The 19,086-nt window shown below is 66.4% G+C and carries 20 protein-coding genes; 12 read left to right on the forward strand and 8 right to left on the reverse strand.

All coding sequences use genetic code 11. The features are described 5' to 3' along the window. Positions 1-8 precede the first annotated feature (8 nt). Positions 9-1,148: a zinc-binding dehydrogenase gene (locus IC762_RS19435; RefSeq protein ID WP_195783874.1), complete on the reverse strand. Its 1,140-nt coding sequence runs from the start codon at positions 1,146-1,148 to the stop codon at positions 9-11. Positions 1,149-1,198: 50 nt separating this feature from the next. Further along, positions 1,199-2,482, reverse strand: a complete 1,284-nt coding sequence (eno, locus tag IC762_RS19440) for a phosphopyruvate hydratase (RefSeq protein WP_195783875.1) — start codon at positions 2,480-2,482, stop codon at positions 1,199-1,201. A gap of 125 nt (positions 2,483-2,607) precedes the next feature. Here eno and queF point away from each other — a divergent pair, with 125 nt between their 5' ends. Beyond that, positions 2,608-3,084, forward strand: a complete 477-nt coding sequence (gene queF, locus IC762_RS19445; RefSeq protein ID WP_195783876.1) for a preQ(1) synthase — start codon at positions 2,608-2,610, stop codon at positions 3,082-3,084. Here queF and IC762_RS19450 read toward each other — a convergent pair. Together IC762_RS19450 and kdsA are read right to left on the reverse strand one after the other, a co-directional pair. After that, on the reverse strand, positions 3,081-4,271 hold the full coding sequence (locus IC762_RS19450) for an MFS transporter (RefSeq protein ID WP_195790196.1): 1,191 nt from the start codon (positions 4,269-4,271) through the stop codon (positions 3,081-3,083). The two genes, queF and IC762_RS19450, sit on opposite strands and share 4 nt — an antisense overlap. A 34-nt stretch (positions 4,272-4,305) precedes the next feature. Continuing rightward, on the reverse strand, positions 4,306-5,163 hold the full coding sequence (kdsA, locus tag IC762_RS19455) for a 3-deoxy-8-phosphooctulonate synthase (protein WP_246801094.1): 858 nt from the start codon (positions 5,161-5,163) through the stop codon (positions 4,306-4,308). A 165-nt stretch (positions 5,164-5,328) separates the two neighbouring features. Here kdsA and IC762_RS19460 point away from each other — a divergent pair, with 165 nt between their 5' ends. Next, positions 5,329-5,664, forward strand: a complete 336-nt coding sequence (locus IC762_RS19460) for a PAAR domain-containing protein (protein WP_195783878.1) — start codon at positions 5,329-5,331, stop codon at positions 5,662-5,664. A 22-nt stretch (positions 5,665-5,686) separates the two neighbouring features. On the opposite strand, the gene IC762_RS19465 is transcribed toward IC762_RS19460, so the two are convergent. Then, complete coding sequence (locus tag IC762_RS19465; protein WP_195783879.1) at positions 5,687-6,013, reverse strand: NIPSNAP family protein; 327 nt, start codon at positions 6,011-6,013, stop codon at positions 5,687-5,689. A 165-nt stretch (positions 6,014-6,178) separates the two neighbouring features. Here IC762_RS19465 and IC762_RS19470 point away from each other — a divergent pair, with 165 nt between their 5' ends. The 4 genes from IC762_RS19470 (at position 6,179) to IC762_RS19485 (ending at position 10,169) form a co-directional block, all read left to right on the forward strand. Further along, complete coding sequence (locus IC762_RS19470; protein ID WP_195783880.1) at positions 6,179-6,853, forward strand: response regulator transcription factor; 675 nt, start codon at positions 6,179-6,181, stop codon at positions 6,851-6,853. Beyond that, positions 6,850-8,229, forward strand: coding sequence for a sensor histidine kinase (locus tag IC762_RS19475; protein WP_195783881.1), 1,380 nt, complete (start codon positions 6,850-6,852; stop codon positions 8,227-8,229). The genes IC762_RS19470 and IC762_RS19475 overlap by 4 nt, the downstream gene beginning before the upstream one ends. Before the next feature lie 103 nt (positions 8,230-8,332). Further along, positions 8,333-9,001, forward strand: a complete 669-nt coding sequence (locus IC762_RS19480) for a class I SAM-dependent methyltransferase (protein ID WP_195783882.1) — start codon at positions 8,333-8,335, stop codon at positions 8,999-9,001. 283 nt (positions 9,002-9,284) lie between these two features. Continuing rightward, positions 9,285-10,169 carry a hypothetical protein gene (locus IC762_RS19485; protein ID WP_195783883.1) on the forward strand — a complete coding sequence of 295 codons (885 nt, stop codon included), beginning with the start codon at positions 9,285-9,287 and terminating at the stop codon, positions 10,167-10,169. A gap of 27 nt (positions 10,170-10,196) precedes the next feature. On the opposite strand, the gene IC762_RS19490 is transcribed toward IC762_RS19485, so the two are convergent. Continuing rightward, the gene (locus tag IC762_RS19490) at positions 10,197-11,828 is read right to left on the reverse strand and encodes a CTP synthase (protein WP_195783884.1); all 1,632 of its coding nucleotides are present in this window, start codon (positions 11,826-11,828) and stop codon (positions 10,197-10,199) included. Positions 11,829-11,996: 168 nt separating this feature from the next. Continuing rightward, positions 11,997-12,389: a preprotein translocase subunit SecG gene (gene secG / locus IC762_RS19495; protein WP_195783885.1), complete on the reverse strand. Its 393-nt coding sequence runs from the start codon at positions 12,387-12,389 to the stop codon at positions 11,997-11,999. A 206-nt stretch (positions 12,390-12,595) separates the two neighbouring features. Between secG and IC762_RS19500 the strand changes: the two genes are divergently transcribed. Then, positions 12,596-13,162, forward strand: a complete 567-nt coding sequence (locus IC762_RS19500) for a helix-turn-helix domain-containing protein (protein WP_195783886.1) — start codon at positions 12,596-12,598, stop codon at positions 13,160-13,162. 3 nt (positions 13,163-13,165) lie between these two features. Further along, complete coding sequence (locus tag IC762_RS19505; protein WP_195783887.1) at positions 13,166-13,699, forward strand: GNAT family N-acetyltransferase; 534 nt, start codon at positions 13,166-13,168, stop codon at positions 13,697-13,699. 109 nt (positions 13,700-13,808) lie between these two features. Here IC762_RS19505 and tpiA read toward each other — a convergent pair whose 3' ends face one another. Further along, a complete protein-coding gene (gene tpiA / locus IC762_RS19510; protein WP_195783888.1) occupies positions 13,809-14,561 on the reverse strand; it encodes a triose-phosphate isomerase in 753 nt (250 codons plus the stop codon). 242 nt (positions 14,562-14,803) lie between these two features. Between tpiA and IC762_RS19515 the strand changes: the two genes are divergently transcribed. The 4 genes from IC762_RS19515 to moaC are packed head-to-tail and all read left to right on the forward strand — an operon-like array spanning position 14,804 to position 19,077. Next, positions 14,804-16,708: a peptidylprolyl isomerase gene (locus tag IC762_RS19515; protein ID WP_195783889.1), complete on the forward strand. Its 1,905-nt coding sequence runs from the start codon at positions 14,804-14,806 to the stop codon at positions 16,706-16,708. 9 nt (positions 16,709-16,717) lie between these two features. Beyond that, positions 16,718-17,731, forward strand: a complete 1,014-nt coding sequence (gene trpD / locus IC762_RS19520; RefSeq protein ID WP_195783890.1) for an anthranilate phosphoribosyltransferase — start codon at positions 16,718-16,720, stop codon at positions 17,729-17,731. Positions 17,732-17,741: 10 nt separating this feature from the next. After that, entirely contained in the window at positions 17,742-18,563 is an 822-nt protein-coding gene (gene trpC / locus IC762_RS19525) for an indole-3-glycerol phosphate synthase TrpC (RefSeq protein ID WP_195783891.1), read from the forward strand. A 4-nt stretch (positions 18,564-18,567) separates the two neighbouring features. Beyond that, complete coding sequence (moaC, locus tag IC762_RS19530) at positions 18,568-19,077, forward strand: cyclic pyranopterin monophosphate synthase MoaC (RefSeq protein ID WP_195783892.1); 510 nt, start codon at positions 18,568-18,570, stop codon at positions 19,075-19,077. The last annotated feature ends 9 nt before the right edge of the window (positions 19,078-19,086 follow it).

A 19,086-nucleotide genomic window follows, 5' to 3' on the forward strand; every position in this document is an offset into this window, starting at 1 on the left:
CTCGCGCGTTACATGCCCTTGTTCGGGTTGATCAGGAATTTCTCGCCCGTCGAACGCTTGTTGTAGATGGCGATGTTGTCGAGCTGCAAAACCTCCTGCAGCGACACCACGCTGGTGTAGTGGCTGGCGAACGTGGTCTTCAACTCCGCCACCACGCGCTGGCGCAATTTGTTGCCCGCCTCCGGGCCGATCTTCATCAGGAACGGGAACAGCAGCCAGCCGCCGACGCCCCAGGCCATGCCGAAGCCGCGCGGCAATTCGATCGGACGGGTGTCGAGGCCGCCATAGACATAGACCTGCTTGTGCACGTTCGAGCCGTAGCGGCTGTAGGCCTTGGCGGTCTTGTTGATGGCGGTCTCCATCGCGACAAGGATCTGGCCGGCGAGCTTGCCGCCGCCGATCGCATCGAACGCGATGGTCGCGCCGGTCTCGACCAGCGCGTTGGTGAGATCGTCGGTGAAAGTAGGTGCCGTCGAATCGACGACGTGCTTGGCGCCGATCTTGTGCAGGATGTCGGCCTGCTCCTTATTGCGCACGATGTTGACGAGGCCGATGCCGTCCTTGAGGCAGACCTTGTTCAGCATCTGGCCGAGGTTGGAGGCGGCAGCGGTGTGCACCAGCGCCTTGTGGCCCTCGCGCCGCATCGTTTCGGTCATGCCGAGCGCAGTCAGCGGATTGACGAAGCAGGACGCGCCCTCCGCTGGCGTGGTGCCCTCGGGCAGCGGCAGGCACTCGCCCACCCGCAGCGTGCGGTACTGTGCGTACATCGCGCCGCCGATCATCGCGACCGTCTTGCCCAGCAGCGCCTTGGCCGCATCGGACGAGCCGGTCTTGATCACGACGCCGGCGCCCTCATTGCCGACCGGCATGGACTCGTCGAGCCGCGCCGCCAGCCCCGGCAGCGCTGCCTCAGGCACTCGCGCGGTCACGACCGGCAATTCGCTGCTGCCGGAGACCTTTGCCGCCGACATGTCGGCGGGGCCGATCAGCAGGCCAAGGTCGGAGGGATTGATCGGGGTGCCCTCGACCCGGACCACGACCTCGTCGGGGCCGGGCTCGGGGGTCGGGACATTGACCAGCGATATCTCGAGCTCGCCATTTTTCTTGAGCAGCGAACGCAGTTGCAATCCGCTCTTGCCGTCACTCATCCCGACCTCCCCTTCGCTCACGTGTTTTTGGGTTCCGATCAGTTGGGGCGCTAAGCCAGCGCCTTCAAGGCCGCCCTGCCCGCATATTTCGCCTGCGTACCGAGCTGCTGCTCGATGCGCAACAGCTGGTTGTACTTGGCGGTGCGGTCGGAGCGCGCCAGCGAACCGGTCTTGATCTGCCCGCAATTGGTGGCGACCGCGAGATCGGCGATGGTGGAATCCTCGGTCTCGCCGGAGCGGTGCGACATCACGGCGGTGTAGCCGGCCTTGTAGGCCATCTCGATCGCAGCCAGCGTTTCAGTCAGCGTGCCGATCTGGTTGACCTTGACCAGGATCGAGTTGGCGCGGCCGTTCTTGATGCCGTCGGCGAGCCGCGTGACGTTGGTGACGAACAGATCGTCGCCGACCAGCTGGCACTTAGCTCCGATCGCATCCGTCAGTTCCTTCCAGCCGTCCATGTCGTCCTCGGACATGCCGTCCTCGATGGTGACGATCGGATAGCGACCGACCAGGTCGGCGAGATACTTCACCTGCTCGGAACGCGAGCGGGTCTTGTTCTCGCCGCCATAGACGTAAGACCCTTCCTTGAAGAATTCGGTGGAGGCGCAGTCGAGGCCGAGCACGACGTCGCCGCCGGCCTTGTAGCCGGCCTTGCCGATCGCGTTCATGACGAACTCCAGCGCGGCGTCGGCCGACGGCAGGTTCGGCGCAAAACCGCCCTCGTCGCCGACATTGGTGTTGTGGCCGGCCTTCTTCAACTCGCCGCGCAGGGTGTGGAAGATCTCCGAGCCGCAGCGCAGCGCTTCGGCGAAGCTGGCGGCGCCCACGGGGAGGATCATGAATTCCTGGAAGTCGATCGGGTTGTCGGCATGCACGCCGCCATTGATGATGTTCATCATCGGCACCGGCAGCGTCCGCGCCGAGGTGCCGCCGACATAGCGATAGAGCGGCATGTCGAAGGACTCAGCCGCCGCCTTGGCGCAGGCGAGCGAGACGCCGAGGATGGCATTGGCGCCGAGCCGGCTCTTGTTCGGCGTGCCGTCGAGATCGATCATGATCTGGTCGATCGAAACCTGGTCCTCGACCGAGTGGTCTTCCAGCGCCTCGAAGATCTCGCCGTTGACGGCGGCGACCGCCTTCTGCACGCCCTTGCCGAGATAGCGCGCCTTGTCGCCGTCGCGGAGTTCCACGGCCTCATGGGCGCCGGTCGAGGCGCCCGACGGCACCGCTGCCCGACCGATCGACCCATCCTCCAGGACCACATCGACCTCGACCGTGGGATTGCCGCGGCTGTCCAGGATTTCGCGGCCGATGATGTCGATGATGGCAGTCATGAGGACCTCTTGTGGCGAGTGCGGGGATCGAATGGCGGTGCTTCTACCGCAATGCATCGGGGTCGAAAAGGCCGGGTGACTGATCCGCCATCATTGAGTAAAGACGGCGCACGGAGACCCCCGCGATGGCGAAAAAGTCCAGCAAATCGAACCTGTCAGGCGACCTGCAACTCGGCCGTGCGGTGGAATGGCCCGATGCGCCGGAAAAGGCGAAATTGGACCGCGTGCCCAACCCGCAGGCTGGTACCGATTATCTGGTACGCTTCACCGTGCCGGAATTCACCTCGATCTGCCCGGTGACGGGACAACCGGACTTTGCGCATCTGGTGATCGACTACGTGCCGGGCCGCTTCCTGCTGGAGTCCAAGTCGCTGAAACTGTTCGCTGCGAGCTTCCGCAACCATGGCGCGTTCCACGAAGACTGCACCGTCATGATCGGCCGGCGCATCGCCAGTGAGATCAAGCCAAAGTGGCTCAGGATCGGCGGCTACTGGTATCCGCGCGGCGGCATCCCGATCGACGTGTTCTTCCAGACCGGCCGGCTGCCGAAGGGCGTGTGGGTTCCGGACCAGGGCGTCGCGCCGTATCGCGGGCGGGGTTAAGACGCAACGTCCGGCCGCGCGTCGGCATCAGCCGGACGCCGCTGCTTCAAGAACCTTGCACAGACAAAACCGAGCACGACCATCACGGCCGCCGCTGACACCAGTGTCGCGGTCTTGCCGGCATGCTGCAAACCAAAACCGTAGGCGATCGGGCCGACGGTCTGGCCCATGAAGAAGAAGAACGAGTGCAGCGACAGCGCGGTGGCGCGGGCTTCGACCGAGAGCTCGCTGGCGAACACCTGCAGGCAGCCATGGATCATGTAGAAGCCGAGGCCCATCACCATCAGGCCGGCCATCTGCAGCTTCCAATGCGGACCGAAGGCGACACCGACGAGCTGGATCGCGACCAGCGTGGCGCCTGCGATCATCATGCCGCGGACGCCGAGCCAGGGCAGCATGCGCGACACGGTGAGCGTGTAGACCAGCCCGCCGATGGCAAAGCCGGCGATCACGATGCCGGCGATCGACAGCGAGCTTTCGCCGAGCTCGAACAGGAACGAGGCGATGAAGGGAAACAGTCCGAGCACGCAGCAGCCTTCGACGAAGACGGCCGAATAGCAGATCCGCGCATTGGGGTTGGTGAAGATGGTGCGGTAGCCGTGGCGCAGCGCTCTCAGGCTGGTGCGCGGCGGGCGGTTCAGCGCGGCACCGCGAAAGCCGGCCGCGACAGCAACCGCGACAATGATCACGAGGCCGCCGAGCACCGCGAGCACGCCGCGCCAGCCGAGCAGATCGCCGATCAGGCCGGAGGCCGTGGCGCCGAGCAGATTGCCGGTCATCGAGCCCGCGAGCGTGCGCCCGATTGCGAGCTGCCGCTTCTCGGGTCCGACCAGGTCTGAGGTCAGCGACAGCGCCACCGGAAACACGCCGCCGGAGCCGACGCCGGCGAGGATCCGGGTCACGAACAGCATCGGGAACGAGGTCGAGAGCGCGCCGAGCACATTGGCCGCGCCGAGCAGCACCAGGCAGATCGTCATCAGCCGCGCCTTGCCGAACAGGTCGGCAGCGGCGCCGATCGCCGGCTGGACGATCGCGAAGGTGAAGGCGAACACCGCGGCGAAGCTCGCAGCGGTGGCGATGCTGACGGAAAAATCCTCGGCGACATGCGGCAGCACCGGATCGAGCGCACGCACCGACAAGCTCGCCGCAAATGTCGCCAGCGTGATGACGTTGAGGGCCGGCGGCATGCCGCCTTTCGCGGTCACGTTCCGATCCGCCGCCTCACGCCGCGGTCTTGGCGAGCGCGTCGAACGCCATCAGCCGCTTGACGAGGGCCTCGAACTCGCGGAGCGGCACCATGTTCGGGCCGTCGGAAGGTGCGTGATCCGGATCGGGATGGGTCTCGATGAACACGCCGGCGACGCCGACCGCGACCGCCGCACGCGCCAGCACCGGCACGAATTCGCGCTCGCCGCCGGACGATGTCCCCTTGCCGCCCGGCTGCTGCACCGAATGGGTCGCATCGAAGATCACGGGTGCGCCGGTGGTGCGCGCCAGGATCGGCAGCGCGCGCATGTCGGAGACCAGCGTGTTGTAGCCGAACGAGGCGCCACGCTCGGTGACCAGCACATTGGCGTTGCCGGCGCCGGTGATCTTGCTGACGACATTGGCCATGTCCCACGGCGCCAGGAACTGGCCCTTCTTGACGTTGACCACCTTGCCGGTCGCGGCAGCCGCCAGCAGCAGATCGGTCTGCCGGCAAAGGAACGCCGGGATCTGCAGCACGTCGACCGCCTGCGCCACCTCGCCGCACTGCGAGGCCTCGTGCACATCGGTCAGCACCGGCAGTCCCAGCGAAGAACGAATCTCGGCGAAGATCGGCAGCGCCTGCTCGAGCCCGATGCCGCGCGCGGCGGACGCGCTGGTGCGGTTCGCCTTGTCGAACGAGGTCTTGTAGACCAGACCGATCCCGAGCCTCGCCGCGATCTCCTTCAGCGCGGACGCGACTTCGAGCGCATGCGCGCGGCTCTCGAGCTGGCACGGACCGGCGATGATGGAGATCGGCAGCGCATTGCCGAATTTGGCCGGTCCAACGGACACGACGGGCGCGGCGGTCTGCGCAGAAAGCTGATTGGTCAAGTGCGGTATCCTTTCGCGGGCGACCATGCAATCCCGCGCGCGATGGATCAAGCCACCGGTACGACAATGGGGGTTGCGCTGACGCCGTAGATGCTCCGTGCTATCACAATCCTGCCCCAGCTGCCCCTGTAGACTGGGCCGGAATCGGATATCCACGAGGGACCAATGCGCATATCGCTTGTCATCACAGCTGCGGCCGCCTTGTCCACCTTGTCGGGCCTGGCGCACGGCCAGACCAGCGCTCAGCCCGGCGTCGTCACCAGCGGCGCCACGGGTGTCACCGTCAACGGCAAGCCGGCGGCGCGCAGCGGCGACACCACCAGCAATGGCGGTCCGCTGGTCGAGGGCGTGCCAAACGTATTGATCAACGGCAAGCCCGCGGTCGTGATCGGCGACCGCACCCATTGCGGCGGCAAGGCCGTCTCCGGCAGCCATGGCGTCTTCATCAACGGCAAGCCGATGGTCCGCGAAGGCGACCAGACGTCGGGCTGCGCGGAGTAAGGGGCAGCCGACGCCGCGTCACTCACTTCACCGACGAGAACGCGGTCGGCACCAGAAGCTGGTTGACGATGTTGAGAACGATCTGGCCGTCCTCCTCGGTCTTGGCGCGCGCGGTGATCCATTCCGGATCGGACTGGAACGCGGCCCATTTCTTGTCGCGGTCGGCAAGCGACTCCCAGGCCAACAGATAGGTCAGCTCCTGGTTGGATTCGCCGACCAGCGTCGTGAAGAAGCCGGCCTGCTTGATGCCGTGCTTGTCCCACAGTTTCAGCGTGACGGTCTCGAAGCGCTTCAACAGCGCCGGCAACCGGCCCGGCAGGCAGCGATAGACACGGCTCTCATAGATCATCGGCAGTCCTCCCAAATTGTGGTGCGAGGGGTTATAGCGAGCGGGTTCCCGGCTGTCTCGGGGGGCGACAACATGGCACCCCTGCTCGCCCTCGCGGACCATTTCCGCAATGTTGTTGCAATGTGACTTGCCCTAGAGTCGGTGGTTTGAACCCAGGGTTGCGGCATGCGGATATTGCTGGTCGAGGATGAGGCCGAAATGGCGGCGGCGCTGTCGCAGGCGCTGAAGGGTTTTGACATGGTGGTCGACCATGTGCCGAACCTTGCCGAGGCCGAAGAGGCGATCTCGGCCGATGTCCACGGCGCGGTCCTGCTCGACCGGCAACTGCCCGACGGCGACGGGCTGTCGCTGATCCCGAAGCTGCGCGCCAAGGCTGACGGCGTCCCGATCATCGTGCTGACCGCGCGCGGCGATCTCGCCGACCGTATCACCGGGCTCGACAGCGGCGCTGACGACTATCTGGCAAAGCCCTTCGCGGTCGAGGAGCTGCTGGCGCGGCTGCGCGCCGTGCTGCGCCGCCCCGCCGGCCTGCAGCTCGACATCATCCGGGCCGGCCGCGTCGCCTTCGACTGCGGCCATCGCGAGGCCAGCGTCGACGGCCGCCCGCTCGATCTGCCGCGCCGCGAGCTGTTGGTGCTGGAGACGCTGCTGCGCCGGATGGGCCGCACCGTGCTGCGCGCGACGCTGGAAGACGCCGTGTACAATTTCGACGACGAGATCCAGTCGAACGCGCTCGATGCCCATGTCTCGCGCCTGCGGCGCAAGCTCACTGATGCCGAGGCCGGTGTCGAGATCCACAGCATCCGCGGCGTCGGCTATCTCCTGAAGCAGGTCTCATGAGCGAGACCGCCGATCATTATTGCCTGCGCTCGCAGCTGAGCTGGCGGCTGGTCGCGCTCCAGGCGGCGGTGCTGGCCATGCTGCTCGTTCTGCTGATCGGCGCGCTGTGCGCGTCCGGCGTGCTGGTGGTCCCGCGCGACGAGGATCACGTCATCGCCATCGTGCAGGGCGCGCTCGCCCGCAATGCGCAGGGCGAACTGACGCTGCGCCCGACGGCGGAGCTGAAAGAGCTCCGCGAGACCACCCCCGACCTCTGGTTCCTGGTGCGCGACCACCAGGGACATTCGTTGTCGGAAGGCACGGTGCCGGGCGAATTTGCCAGGATCGGCGACGCGCTCGATCAGATCAGCCAGGCGCGGCTCGGCTGGCAGATGTTCGAGGACGATCCGCGCAAGCTGCCGGCGCGGATGAAGCGCGTCAATTCCGATGCCGGCCAGGTGCAGGTGCTCACCGCCGCGCAGGGACCGATGACACGCGCGAAGACGCTGCTCGCCACCTCGTTCGCGTTCCTCGCCATCGCGCTGCCTGGCGTGCTGGTGATGGCCGCCGCGACCTTCGTCGCGACCCCGATGGTGGTCAGGCGCGCCCTCGCCGGCCTCGACACCACGGCCGACCAGGCGCGCCGGATCGATTTCCGCCAACGCGGCAGCCGGCTGTCCGCCGACCATCTGCCGCTCGAGGTCGTGCCGATGGTCACCGCCATCAACGATGCGCTGAAGCGGCTCGATGACGGCTATTCGCGGCACCAGCGCTTTGTCGCGGACGCGGCGCACGAACTGCGCACGCCGATCGCGATCCTCACCACGCGGCTGGAATCGCTGCCCGCAGGCGCCGAGAAAACCCGCCTGCTCGAAGACGCCGGCCGGCTTGCGACGCTGGCCGAGCAGCTGCTCGACATCCAGCGCTTCGACCAGTGCCGCAATCCGTTTACCCGCGTCGATCTCGTCGCGGTCGCGCGCAACGTCGCGGCGGATCTCGCGCCGCTCGCGATTGCGGCCGGCTACGAGCTGTCGCTGGAGACCGCGGCCGAACAGGTCGCGACGTCGGGCGACCGCGCGGCGCTGGAGCGCGCGCTGACCAACCTGGTGCAGAACGCGATCCAGCATGGCGGACGGCGCGGCACCATCGCCATCCATGTCGGCAGCACGGCCACGATCGACGTCACGGACGAAGGCGACGGCATTCCGCAGGACGCGCGCGCGCGGATCTTCGATCCGTTCTACCGGCTCGCGCCGCTCGATCGCGGCGCCGGCCTCGGCCTCAACATGGTGCGCGAGATCGCGCGCCTGCATGGCGGTCACGTCTCCGTGCTCGACGGGCCGAACGGCGGCGCCTGCTTCCGCCTGTCACTGCCGCCGGCGCCGCTCGTCGAATAGCGCGAACGTGTCATTGCGCAATGCTGCCGCAATGCTGACTCTGCAAAACAGCTCATGCCTCGCAATCGAATCGAGGCGCGATGACACCTTGCCGGGAATGCACATGGCACACGATTTCCTCTCCTTCTTCACCGCGTGGATGGCCGCGCCGGGGCGCGTCGGCGCGATCGCGCCATCGGGCACCGCGCTCGCCGAGCTGATCACGCGCGACGTCACCGCCGCGACCGGCCCCGTGCTGGAGCTCGGCCCGGGCACCGGCGCGTTCACCTATCACTTGCTGAAGCGCGGGCTGCGGCAGCAGGATCTGACGCTGATCGAATACGGCTCCGACTTCATGCGGCTGTTGCAGCTCCGCTTTCCCGGCGCGCGCGTGCTGTGGATGGATGCGGCGCGGCTGGCATCGGAACGGCTCTACGACGGCGCGCCGGTCGGCGCTGTGATCAGCGGCCTGCCGCTGCTCAACATGTCGCCGCGCAAGGTGATCTCGATCGTCGGCGGCGCGTTCAGCTATTTGCGTCCCGGCGGCGCGTTCTATCAGTTCACCTACGGCATGCGCTGCCCGATCCCGCGGCCGATCCTCGACCGTCTAAGCCTGCGCGCCACCCTGGTCGACCGCGCGATCCTCAACGTGCCGCCTGCCGCAGTCTACCGGCTGACGCGACGGCCGCAGTACCGGCTAATCACGCGCGATGCGACGACGGCGGCAGAGTCCGGCATACCGCCTAGCGCGAAAGCGAGCCGGGTCAGCGATGACTGTATCGCCGAGGTCTGAATGACGGCTATGACCGGCGGTCGCAGTTTCGCTGCGACGCGGTCAGGCTTGCCGGTTGGCGCTCGAGCCACATGCACACACATGCTGTGCAGTGGCCAAGGCCCCTTTACAATCTCAGCTGGCCGATCGAATATGCTTCTATTGAACGTTTATTTCATTTCATTCCTGAATTTGGGGTGCTCCGATGGATCATCCAGCGTCTCCGGCATCGTCCGCGCCATCAGATGAGCACGGTTCCGAAACCGATGCAGGTCGAGTCCAAGCCAATGGCGAAGGCGCGGACGTGTCAAAATCCGACGGCGCCGAGAAGGGCTCGAAATTGAGTCCCATCCTGATCGCGGTCTGGACTGCCGCCATCGCAGCGCTCGGCAATGGCGTCGTCAGCTATATGAACGGGCGGCAGATGTACGCGCTGGAGCACGAGAAGGCGCAATCCGCGGTGATCCTCGAAGTGGTCAAGACCAACAGTCCCGACAGGGCCGCGGGCAACCTTGCGTTCCTGGTCGAGATCGGCGTGATCTCGGAGGAGCAGGCCGGAGAGCGGCTCAAGAACTATCTGAAGACACGCGTCGCGGGTCAGGGCCCGTCGCTGCCGTCGGTCAGCGACAAATCGTCAGGTGACCTCTCAGCCGAGGCAACCTGCGCGCCGGTCGCAGGCGATTACGTGGTCGCCGGCGTCCATCTCGGCGACAGCGACGGCGGCCTCAACATTCGGGTCGGACCGAACCAGACGTCGATCGGTGTCATCCCCACGACGGGCACTGGAATCGATGTCGGGACGTGCATGAACGCCTGGTGCCAGGTCCGCTACAAGTGCCTGTCGGGGTGGGCCTTCGCCAACTACCTCGCCCTGCGCACGTCCCGGCTGGCGCGGGTCAAGGGGAGCACCGATCCCGGCGGCCTCGTGGTGCGCCGCGATCCCGGCCCCAAGGGCGAGCCGACCGGCGCGCTTGCCGCCGGCACTCCCGACGTGGTCAAGCACGTCTGCCAGGAAGCGCCCCTCACCGATCACGAACAATGGTGCCAGATCAGCTCGGGAAAGATCGCGGGCTGGGTGCCGTATGCGAATCTGGAGGACCAGAAAAACCTGCCAACGGCTCAAGCCGCGCCGGTTGCCGACCACGCAGCGACCCAATCCGTCGAAGCCACGCCAGCGCCGCCGAAATGAGACGGCGCGCCGCTGCGCTCGAGGACGCTACACCAGCCGGCTCTGCTTCGCCGCCGCCTGGATGAACGACGCGAACAGCGGATGCGGCTCAAACGGCCGCGACTTCAGCTCGGGGTGGAACTGGACGCCGATGAACCAGGGATGGTCCTCATACTCGACGATCTCCGGCAGCACGCCGTCGGGCGACATGCCGGAGAAGCGCAGGCCGTGCTGTTCGAGCCGGTCCTTGTAGGCGGTGTTGACCTCGTAGCGGTGGCGGTGCCGCTCCGAGATCTCGGTCGCGTCGCCATAAACCTGCGAGACGCGGCTGCCGCGGTTCAACGCCGCGGGATAGGCCCCGAGCCGCATCGTGCCGCCGAGATCGCCGCTCTGCGAACGCTTCTCCAGCTCATTGCCGCGCAGCCATTCGGTCATCAGGCCGACCAAGGGCTCCTTGGTCGGCCCGAACTCGGTCGAGTTGGCGTTCTCGATGCCGACGAGATTTCGCGCGGCCTCGATCACCGCCATCTGCATGCCGAAGCAGATGCCGAAATACGGCACGTCGCGCTCGCGCGCGAACTGCGCCGCCTTGATCTTGCCTTCGGCGCCGCGCTGGCCGAAGCCGCCGGGCACCAGGATGCCGTTGACATGCTCAAGGAACGGCGCCGGGTCCTCGTTCTCGAACACCTCGCTCTCGATCCAGTCGAGGTTGACCTTCACCTTGTTGGCGATGCCGCCGTGCGACAGCGCCTCGATCAGCGATTTGTAGGCGTCCTTCATCCCGGTGTATTTGCCGACGATCGCGATCGTCACCGCGCCTTCCGGATTGCGGACGCGCTCGTTGATCACGTTCCAGCTCGCCAGCGCCGGTGGAATCTTGGGCGCGATGCCGAACGCGGCCAGCACCTCGTCGTCGAGGCCGGCGGCATGATAGGCCTCGGGCACCGCGTAGATGTTGTCGACGTCGCGCGCCTCGATCACGGCGCTTTCGCGCACGTTGCAGAACAGGCCGAGCTTGCGCCGCTCCTCCTTGGGGATTTCGCGGTCGGTGCGGCACAACAGGATGTCCGGCTGGATGCCGATCGAGCGCAGCTCCTTCACCGAGTGCTGCGTCGGCTTTGTCTTGAGTTCGCCGGCACTTGGAATGTACGGCAGAAGCGTCAGGTGAATGTAGACGGCGTGATCGCGCGGCAGCTCATTCTTGAGCTGGCGGATCGCCTCGAAGAACGGCAGGCCCTCGATGTCGCCGACGGTGCCGCCGATCTCGACCAGCACGAAATCGTACTCCTCGTTGCCCGAGAGTACGAACTCCTTGATCGCGTTGGTGACGTGCGGGACCACCTGGATGGTGGCGCCGAGATAATCGCCGCGGCGTTCCTTGGAGATGATGTCCTGATAGATGCGCCCGGTCGTGATGTTGTCGGCTTTGGTGGCCGGACGCCCGGTGAAGCGCTCATAATGGCCGAGATCGAGATCGGTCTCGGCGCCGTCGTCGGTCACGAACACTTCGCCGTGCTGATACGGCGACATCGTGCCTGGATCGAGGTTGAGATAAGGGTCGAGCTTGCGGAGACGGACCTTGTACCCGCGAGCCTGCAACAGCGCACCAAGTGCCGCCGATGCCAAACCCTTTCCGAGCGATGAGACCACGCCGCCGGTGATGAAGATGTACCGCGCCATGGGACTTAACCTTTAATCCGCTTCCTGCGATTCGCAAAACGAATCGCCTGTTCCCGGCAAAACAATTCACCGGGCTGTGGGTGACGTTAAATTGACAGCGATTTCAGAGCATTAATGGGGGCTTTGGATGCAGGATGCCAGCGTCGCATCCTGCATGGCCACCCTGCTTTATTGCGACTGCGGCGCCTGCGGGCCCGACGGGGCCGCGGGAGCCTGCTGGCCCTGCTGCTGGTCGGACTTCTTCAGGGAATCGAGGATGCCGCCTGAGGTCGGCGCGGTGATCGGCGCGCCGCCGGCCGGCTGGGTCTGCGCCGGGGCGCCGATGATCGAGGTCGGCTGGCGATTGTAGCCGGCGTACCAGGACAGGAACAGGCTGGTCAGGAAGAAGCCCGCGGCCAGCACCGCCGTCGTCCGCGTCAGCAGATTGGCGGTGCCGCGGCTCGACATGAACCCGGCGCCGCCCCCCATGCCCAGGCCGCCGCCTTCGGACTTCTGCAGCAGCACGGAGCCGATCAGAACGGTGACGATCATGAGGTGGATGACGATAACAACTGTCTGCATTGCAAGCCTTCCGTCACAAGCCCGGAAGCGGCCTGACAAACGGCGCTATCGGCTTCTCGCGGGTTTTCATGAAGTCGCGCCCTGTTACACGATTGGACCGGGCATTGTCACCCCCGAGATAGTCGCAAGCCCTGCGATGGCAAGCGCTGTGAACAGACCGCTGCCGGCGGCTTGATCGGCAGGCCAAAATCCATAATAATCGACGAATGGATACTTTGATAGACGATCTCAGCCAGCGCCTCGCACAGCGCATCAAGCTGGAGCGTGATGGCCGGGGCTGGTCGCTGGCTGAGCTCGCCGAACGTTCCGGCGTCTCCAAGGCCACGATCAGCAAGATCGAGCGTGCCGAGGTCAGCCCGACAGCCGTGGTGTTGGTACGCCTTGCCGGCGCCTTCGATCTCACCCTCGCCGGCTTGATGCTGCGCGCCGAGGGCGAAGGCGAGCGGCTGTCGCGTGCGACAAGGCAACCGGTCTGGCGCGACCCCGAAACCGGCTATCTGCGCCGCCAGGTGTTCAGCCGTCCCGATCATCCCGTCGAGCTGGTGCGGGTCGAGCTGCCGCCGAAGCAGGCCGTCACCCTGCCTGCCTCCTCCTATGCCCATATCCGCCAGCTGGTCTGGGTCTTGACCGGCAGCCTTGTCATCACCGAGGGCACCACGCGCCACCCGCTTGGCCCCGGCGATTGCCTCGGCTTCGGTCCGCCGGCGGAGACCACTTTCTCAAACGAGACCAACGCCGGCTGCACCTACGTTGTCGCCCTGGCGCGGAGCTGATCGATGCCGCCTTTCGCCATCAAACCGCTCGACGACCGGCCAGAGATTCGCGACTCGCTCAGCGAGCTGTTGGTCGAGACCGTCGCCAGCGGCGGCTCAGTCAGCTTCATGCATCCGCTGGCGCCGGATGACGCACAGGCCTTTTGGCGTGATTCGCTGGCATCAGCCGCGCGCGGCGAGCGCATCGTACTCGGCGCCTTCGGGGACGACGAATTGATCGGCACCGTCACGCTGCTGCTCAAGCTGCCGCCAAACCAGCCGCACCGGGCGGAGATCGCCAAAATGATGACGCGCGTGGCGCATCGCCATCGTGGCGTGGCGACGTCCCTGATGCGAACTGCCGAGCAGCTCGCGATCGCACACGGCCGCACGCTGCTGGTGCTCGACACCGCGGAGGAAGACGGAGCCGCGAAGCTTTACGAGCGATGCGGCTTCCAGTTCACCGGCATCATCCCGGACTACGCGCTGAAGCCGCACGGCGGCCTTACCGGCACGTTGATCTATTGGAAGCGGATTGGGGCGACGGCGACGGCCTAGTTGTCTGTCATTGCGAGCGAAGCGAAGCAATCCATCTCCCCGCCCGGAGATAGATGGATTGCTTCGTCGCTAACGCTCCTCGCAATGACGGGGATGGAGTGGCCACGGCCTAGCAGCCCGCCGCGATCGCCAGGAAATCCGACGCCTTCAGGCTGGCGCCGCCGACCAGCGCGCCGTTGACATTGGCCACCGCCATCAGCTCGGCCGCGTTCGACGGCTTCACCGAGCCGCCATAGAGGATGCGGATCCGGTTTCCCTGGTCCTTGAAGCGTTCGGTGAGCTGACCTCGGATAAAGGCATGAACTTCCTCGACATCTTTCGTCGTGGGCGTGAGACCGGTGCCGATCGCCCAGACTGGCTCATAGGCCACCACCAGATTGGCTGCGGTCGAGCCGTCCGGCAGCGAGCCCTTGAGCTGCCCGCCGCAGAGATCCAGCGTCTTGCCGGCATCACGCTGCTCGCGCGTCTCCCCGATGCAGACGATCGCGACGAGCCCAGCGCGCCAGGCAGCTTCCGCCTTCTGCCGCACCAGCGCGTCGGTCTCGCCATGGTCGGCGCGGCGCTCGGAATGACCGACGATGATGGCGACGGCACCCAGATCCCTGAACATTTCCGCCGACAAATCACCGGTATGAGCGCCCGACGCCTTGGGGTGGCAATCCTGGGCACCGACCGCGACCTTGCCGCCGCGCGCCTTGGCGGCGAAGGCGCCGACCAGGGTTGCGGGCGGACAGACCAGGAGATCGGCCTTGGCCGACACAGCGCCCGCCCCCGCCAGCATCGCCTCGAACTCGGCCGTCGAGGCGGTCAAGCCGTTCATTTTCCAGTTGCCGGCGATCAGGGGCCGGATGGCATCGGTCATGTCAAGATTCCCATCGATCAAGCTGATCCCTGCGCTAGCAGAGCTCGGCTTCAACTTCCAGAGAGCGGCTTCGCGCAGGCCGCGCGGCGAATAATCGCTTCAATCCACCCCGCAGCCTCAAGGTTGCGGGGGGCTCTCGGCCACTTTATAAGCGTTTTCAATTCGGTGACGCCCTACCGCGAGACATTCAGCCTCGCCTTGGGCACGACCCGGTTCCCCTCCCTACAAGACAAGTTGGACCCATGCTTCGAGGAATGCGGAAAGCCTCATCAAACTGGCTCGGCAAGACCATTATGGCCTTGGTGATGGGCGTTTTGATCGTCAGTTTCGGCATCTGGGGCATCGCCGACATCTTCAGGGGGTTTGGCCAGTCGACGCTCGCCAAGATCGGCGGGACGGAGATTTCGGCCGAGCAGTTCCGCCAGATCTATACCGACCGCCTGCAGCAGCTCGGCCGCCAGTTCGGCCGGCCGCTGACGCCGGAGCAGGCCCGCGCCTTCGGCATCGACCGCCAGGTGCTGCAGCAGACGCTGGCCGAAGCAGCCCTTGACGAGGAAGCGCGCCGCATCGGCCTCAACCAATCCGACGCCGAGGTGCTGCGCACGATCTACAACGACCCGAACTTCCGCGGCCTCAATGGCCAGTTTGATCCGCAGCGCTTCGCCGCCGTGATCCGCAACGCTGGCTATACCGAAGGCCGCTACATCGCCGAGCAGCGCCGCGTCGGCCTTCGCCGCCAGATCGCGAGCACGGTCTCGGCCGGGATCGAGCCGCCGAAATCGATGATCGAGGCGCTGACCCGCTTCCAGAACGAGCAGCGCTCGATCGACTATGTCACGCTGGGCGCTGCCCAGGCAGGCGCCATCGAGGCGCCCTCGCCGGAAGCGCTCGCCGCCTATTTCGACGACCACAAGGCCCAGTTCCGCGCCCCCGAATACCGCAAGATCGCCTTCGTCGCTATTACGCCCGAGGCGATCGGCAAGTGGGAGACCGTCTCCGACGAGGACGCCAGGAAAGTGTTCGAAGAGCGCAAAGACCGGGTCAGCACGCCGGAGAAGCGCGAGGTATCGCAGATCGTGTTCCCGAACGCCGCCGAGGCACAGGCGGCGCGCGAGCGCATCACCGCGGGGACGTCGTTCGACGACATCGCCAAGGAGCGCAAGCTCGATCTCTCCGACGTCAATCTCGGCCTGGTGACGAAGTCGGCGATCCTCGACCCCGCCGTCGGCGATGCCGCCTTCACGCTGCCGTCCGGCGAGGTCAGTCAGCCGGTGCAGGGCCGCTTCGGCGTGGCACTCGTCAAGGTCGGCAAGATCGAGCCAGGCGTGACCCCGACCTATGAGAGCGTCGCGGCGCGGGTGAAGAGCGAGATCGCGACCGAGCGCGCCCGCAACAAGGTCGCCGAGCTGCGCGACAAGATGGAGGACGAGCGCGGCGGCGGCACCAGCGTGGTCGAAGCCGGACAAAAACTCGGCCTGACACCGGTCACGATCGACGCGATCGACCGCTCCGGCCGGATGCCGAACGGCCAGCCCGCACCCAATATTCCGCAGGGCCTCGACGTGGTCTCGCAGGCCTTCGGCAGCGATATCGGCGTCGACAACGACCCGATCCAGTTCAACAATGGCTGGGTCTGGTACGACGTGCTCGGCATCACGCCGTCGCGCGAGCGCAACCTCGACGAGGTCCGCGACCAGGTCGAGGCGAAATGGCGCGAGGACCAGATCTCGACCAGGCTGCGCACCAAGGCGACCGAGCTCGTGCAGAAGCTCGACACCGGCGGCAAGCTTGCCGACGAGGCGACGGCGCTCGGCGTCAAGGTCGAGGCCGCCACCAATTTCCGCCGCGATGCGACGGTCGCAGGCGTGCCGGCGGCCGCGATCACCGCAGCGTTCCGTACCGCCAAGGATAGCGACGGGCAGACGCCGACCGCCGGCGGCAGCCAGTGGATCGTGTTCCGCGTCACCGACGTGACCGTGCCCCCGGTCGACTTCGCCTCCAACGAGGTCAAGCAGCTCCAGGAGGCCGTGCGGCGCTCGCTGAGCGACGAGCAGGTCGCGGAATATGTCGGCAAGATCGAGGCCGACATCGGCATGACCGTCAACCAGTCCGCCTTCGCCCAGGTGACAGGCGCAAACAACAATTGAGCGTGGCGAATGGACGACCTCAAATCGATCATCGGAAAAGTCGCCACCGGCGCCACGCTGACGCGTGAGGAGGCAGCCACCGCCTTCGACGCCATGATGTCGGGCGAAGCCACGCCCTCGCAGATGGGCGGCCTGCTGATGGCGCTCAGGGTGCGCGGCGAGACCGTCGAGGAGATCACCGGCGCGGTCACGGCGATGCGCGGCAAGATGCTGCGGGTCTCGGCCCCAGCGGAGGCCGTCGACATCGTCGGCACCGGCGGCGACGGCTCCGGCTCGGTCAATGTCTCGACCTGCGCCTCGTTCATCGTGGCGGGCGCCGGCGTGCCGGTGGCCAAGCATGGCAACCGCGCACTGTCGTCGAAATCGGGTGCCGCCGACGTGCTGGCCGCGCTCGGCGTCAAGCTCGACCTCACCCCCGAGCAGGTCGGGCGCTGCGTGCGCGAGGCCGGCATCGGCTTCATGTTCGCGCCCTCGCATCATCCGGCGATGAAGAATGTCGGCCCGACCCGGGTCGAGCTGGCCACCCGCACCATCTTCAATTTGCTCGGCCCGCTGTCGAACCCGGCCGGCGTCAAGCGGCAGATGGTCGGCGTGTTCTCCCGGCAATGGGTGCAGCCGCTGGCCCAGGTGCTGAAGAATCTCGGCGCCGACAAGGTCTGGGTCGTGCACGGCTCCGACGGGCTCGACGAGATCACCCTGACCGGCCCGACCTTCGTCGCGACCTTGGAAAACGGCGAGATCAGGACGTTCGACGTGAACCCGGAGGACGCCGGTCTCGGCCGCGTCGGCGGCGAGGCGCTCAAGGGCGGCGACGCCGATGCCAATGCGATCGCGCTGTCGAGCGTGCTGGCCGGCAAGCCGAGCGCCTATCGTGACGTCGCGCTGCTCAATGCCGCCGCCGCGCTGATCGTGGCCGGCCGCGCCAAGGATCTGAAGGAAGGCGTCGCGATCGGCGCAAAATCGCTCGACAGCGGTGCGGCGGCGGCAAAGCTGAAGCACCTTGTCGCTGTATCCAACGGGTAGCGGTGCGATCATGTCCGACATTTTGACCAAGATCGAAGCCTACAAGCGCGAGGAGATCGCGGGCGCCAAGCGTGCGCGTCCGCTCGCCGAGGTCGAGGCGCAGGCGAAGGCCGCCTCGGCGCCGCGCGGCTTCGTCCGCGCCATCAAGGACAAGCACGCACGCGGCGACTTCGCGCTGATCGCCGAGGTGAAGAAGGCCTCGCCTTCGAAGGGCCTGATCCGCGCCGACTTCGATCCGCCGGTGCTCGCGAAAGCCTATCAGGCCGGTGGCGCGGCGTGCCTGTCGGTGCTGACGGATGCGCCTTCGTTCCAGGGTCATCTCGATTTCATGGTCGCCGCGCACGCGGCCACCGATCTGCCGGTGCTGCGCAAGGACTTCATGTTCGACACCTACCAGGTGGCGGAGGCACGCGCCCATGGCGCCGACTGCATCCTGATTATCATGGCCGCGCTCGACGACGCCGCGGCAAAGGATCTCGAAGACGCCGCGCTCGCGCATGGCATGGACGTGCTGATCGAGATCCATGACCGCGCCGAGCTTGAGCGTGCGCTCAAACTTAGGTCGCCGATGATCGGCGTCAACAACCGCAATCTGCGCACCTTCGAGACCACGCTCGCCACCAGCGAGGCGCTGGCGCCGCTGATCCCGCCCGACCGCCTGATGGTCGGCGAGAGCGGCATCTTCACGTCGGACGATCTCGCCCGCCTCGAACGCGTCGGCATATCGACCTTCCTGGTCGGCGAAAGCCTGATGCGCCAGCAGGACGTCACGGCAGCGACGAGGACCCTGTTGACCCGGCAGTCCGCGCCGCGCGCGACCGGCACGCGCTGACGCGATGGCGCGGAAGGCCAAAGCCAGAGCATCCGGCACCGCCCTCACCCATATCGACGCCAGGGGCGAGGCGCGGATGGTCGACGTCTCCGAAAAACCCGCCACCGAACGCACGGCGGTTGCCGAAGGCCGCGTCGTGATGAACAAGGCGACGCTGGCGCTGATCACCTCCGGTCAGGCCAAGAAGGGCGACGTGCTGGCGACCGCGCGGATCGCTGGCATCATGGCCGCAAAGCGGACCTCGGAGCTGATCCCGCTGTGCCATCCGCTGGCACTCGCCAAGGTCACGGTCGATATCGCAACCGACGCCAAGCTGCCGGGCTGCATCGTCCGCGCCGCCGTCAAGGTGACCGGGCCGACCGGCGTCGAGATGGAGGCGTTGACCGCGGTGTCGGTCGCGTGCCTGACGATCTACGACATGATCAAGGCCGTCGAGCGCGGCGTGCGCATCGAGGGTATCCATCTGATCGAGAAGATCGGCGGCAAGTCCGGGCATTATCGCGCCGGTGCGTGATCGACGCCG

Source organism: Bradyrhizobium genosp. L (assembly GCF_015624485.1).
Lineage (GTDB): Bacteria > Pseudomonadota > Alphaproteobacteria > Rhizobiales > Xanthobacteraceae > Bradyrhizobium.

What these genes read in the sequence shown, in the direction of transcription:
- IC762_RS19435 (WP_195783874.1), bottom strand. Translation starts at nt 1,148, where the DNA reads ATGAGTGACGGCAAGAGCGGATTGCAACTGCGTTCGCTGCTCAAGAAA.
- eno (WP_195783875.1), bottom strand. Translation starts at nt 2,482, where the DNA reads ATGACTGCCATCATCGACATCATCGGCCGCGAAATCCTGGACAGCCGC.
- queF (WP_195783876.1), top strand. Translation starts at nt 2,608, where the DNA reads ATGGCGAAAAAGTCCAGCAAATCGAACCTGTCAGGCGACCTGCAACTC.
- IC762_RS19450 (WP_195790196.1), bottom strand. Translation starts at nt 4,271, where the DNA reads ATGCCGCCGGCCCTCAACGTCATCACGCTGGCGACATTTGCGGCGAGC.
- IC762_RS19460 (WP_195783878.1), top strand. Translation starts at nt 5,329, where the DNA reads ATGCGCATATCGCTTGTCATCACAGCTGCGGCCGCCTTGTCCACCTTG.
- IC762_RS19465 (WP_195783879.1), bottom strand. Translation starts at nt 6,013, where the DNA reads ATGATCTATGAGAGCCGTGTCTATCGCTGCCTGCCGGGCCGGTTGCCG.
- IC762_RS19470 (WP_195783880.1), top strand. Translation starts at nt 6,179, where the DNA reads ATGCGGATATTGCTGGTCGAGGATGAGGCCGAAATGGCGGCGGCGCTG.
- IC762_RS19475 (WP_195783881.1), top strand. Translation starts at nt 6,850, where the DNA reads ATGAGCGAGACCGCCGATCATTATTGCCTGCGCTCGCAGCTGAGCTGG.
- IC762_RS19480 (WP_195783882.1), top strand. Translation starts at nt 8,333, where the DNA reads ATGGCACACGATTTCCTCTCCTTCTTCACCGCGTGGATGGCCGCGCCG.
- IC762_RS19490 (WP_195783884.1), bottom strand. Translation starts at nt 11,828, where the DNA reads ATGGCGCGGTACATCTTCATCACCGGCGGCGTGGTCTCATCGCTCGGA.
- secG (WP_195783885.1), bottom strand. Translation starts at nt 12,389, where the DNA reads ATGCAGACAGTTGTTATCGTCATCCACCTCATGATCGTCACCGTTCTG.
- IC762_RS19500 (WP_195783886.1), top strand. Translation starts at nt 12,596, where the DNA reads ATGGATACTTTGATAGACGATCTCAGCCAGCGCCTCGCACAGCGCATC.
- IC762_RS19505 (WP_195783887.1), top strand. Translation starts at nt 13,166, where the DNA reads ATGCCGCCTTTCGCCATCAAACCGCTCGACGACCGGCCAGAGATTCGC.
- tpiA (WP_195783888.1), bottom strand. Translation starts at nt 14,561, where the DNA reads ATGACCGATGCCATCCGGCCCCTGATCGCCGGCAACTGGAAAATGAAC.
- IC762_RS19515 (WP_195783889.1), top strand. Translation starts at nt 14,804, where the DNA reads ATGCTTCGAGGAATGCGGAAAGCCTCATCAAACTGGCTCGGCAAGACC.
- trpD (WP_195783890.1), top strand. Translation starts at nt 16,718, where the DNA reads ATGGACGACCTCAAATCGATCATCGGAAAAGTCGCCACCGGCGCCACG.
- trpC (WP_195783891.1), top strand. Translation starts at nt 17,742, where the DNA reads ATGTCCGACATTTTGACCAAGATCGAAGCCTACAAGCGCGAGGAGATC.
- moaC (WP_195783892.1), top strand. Translation starts at nt 18,568, where the DNA reads ATGGCGCGGAAGGCCAAAGCCAGAGCATCCGGCACCGCCCTCACCCAT.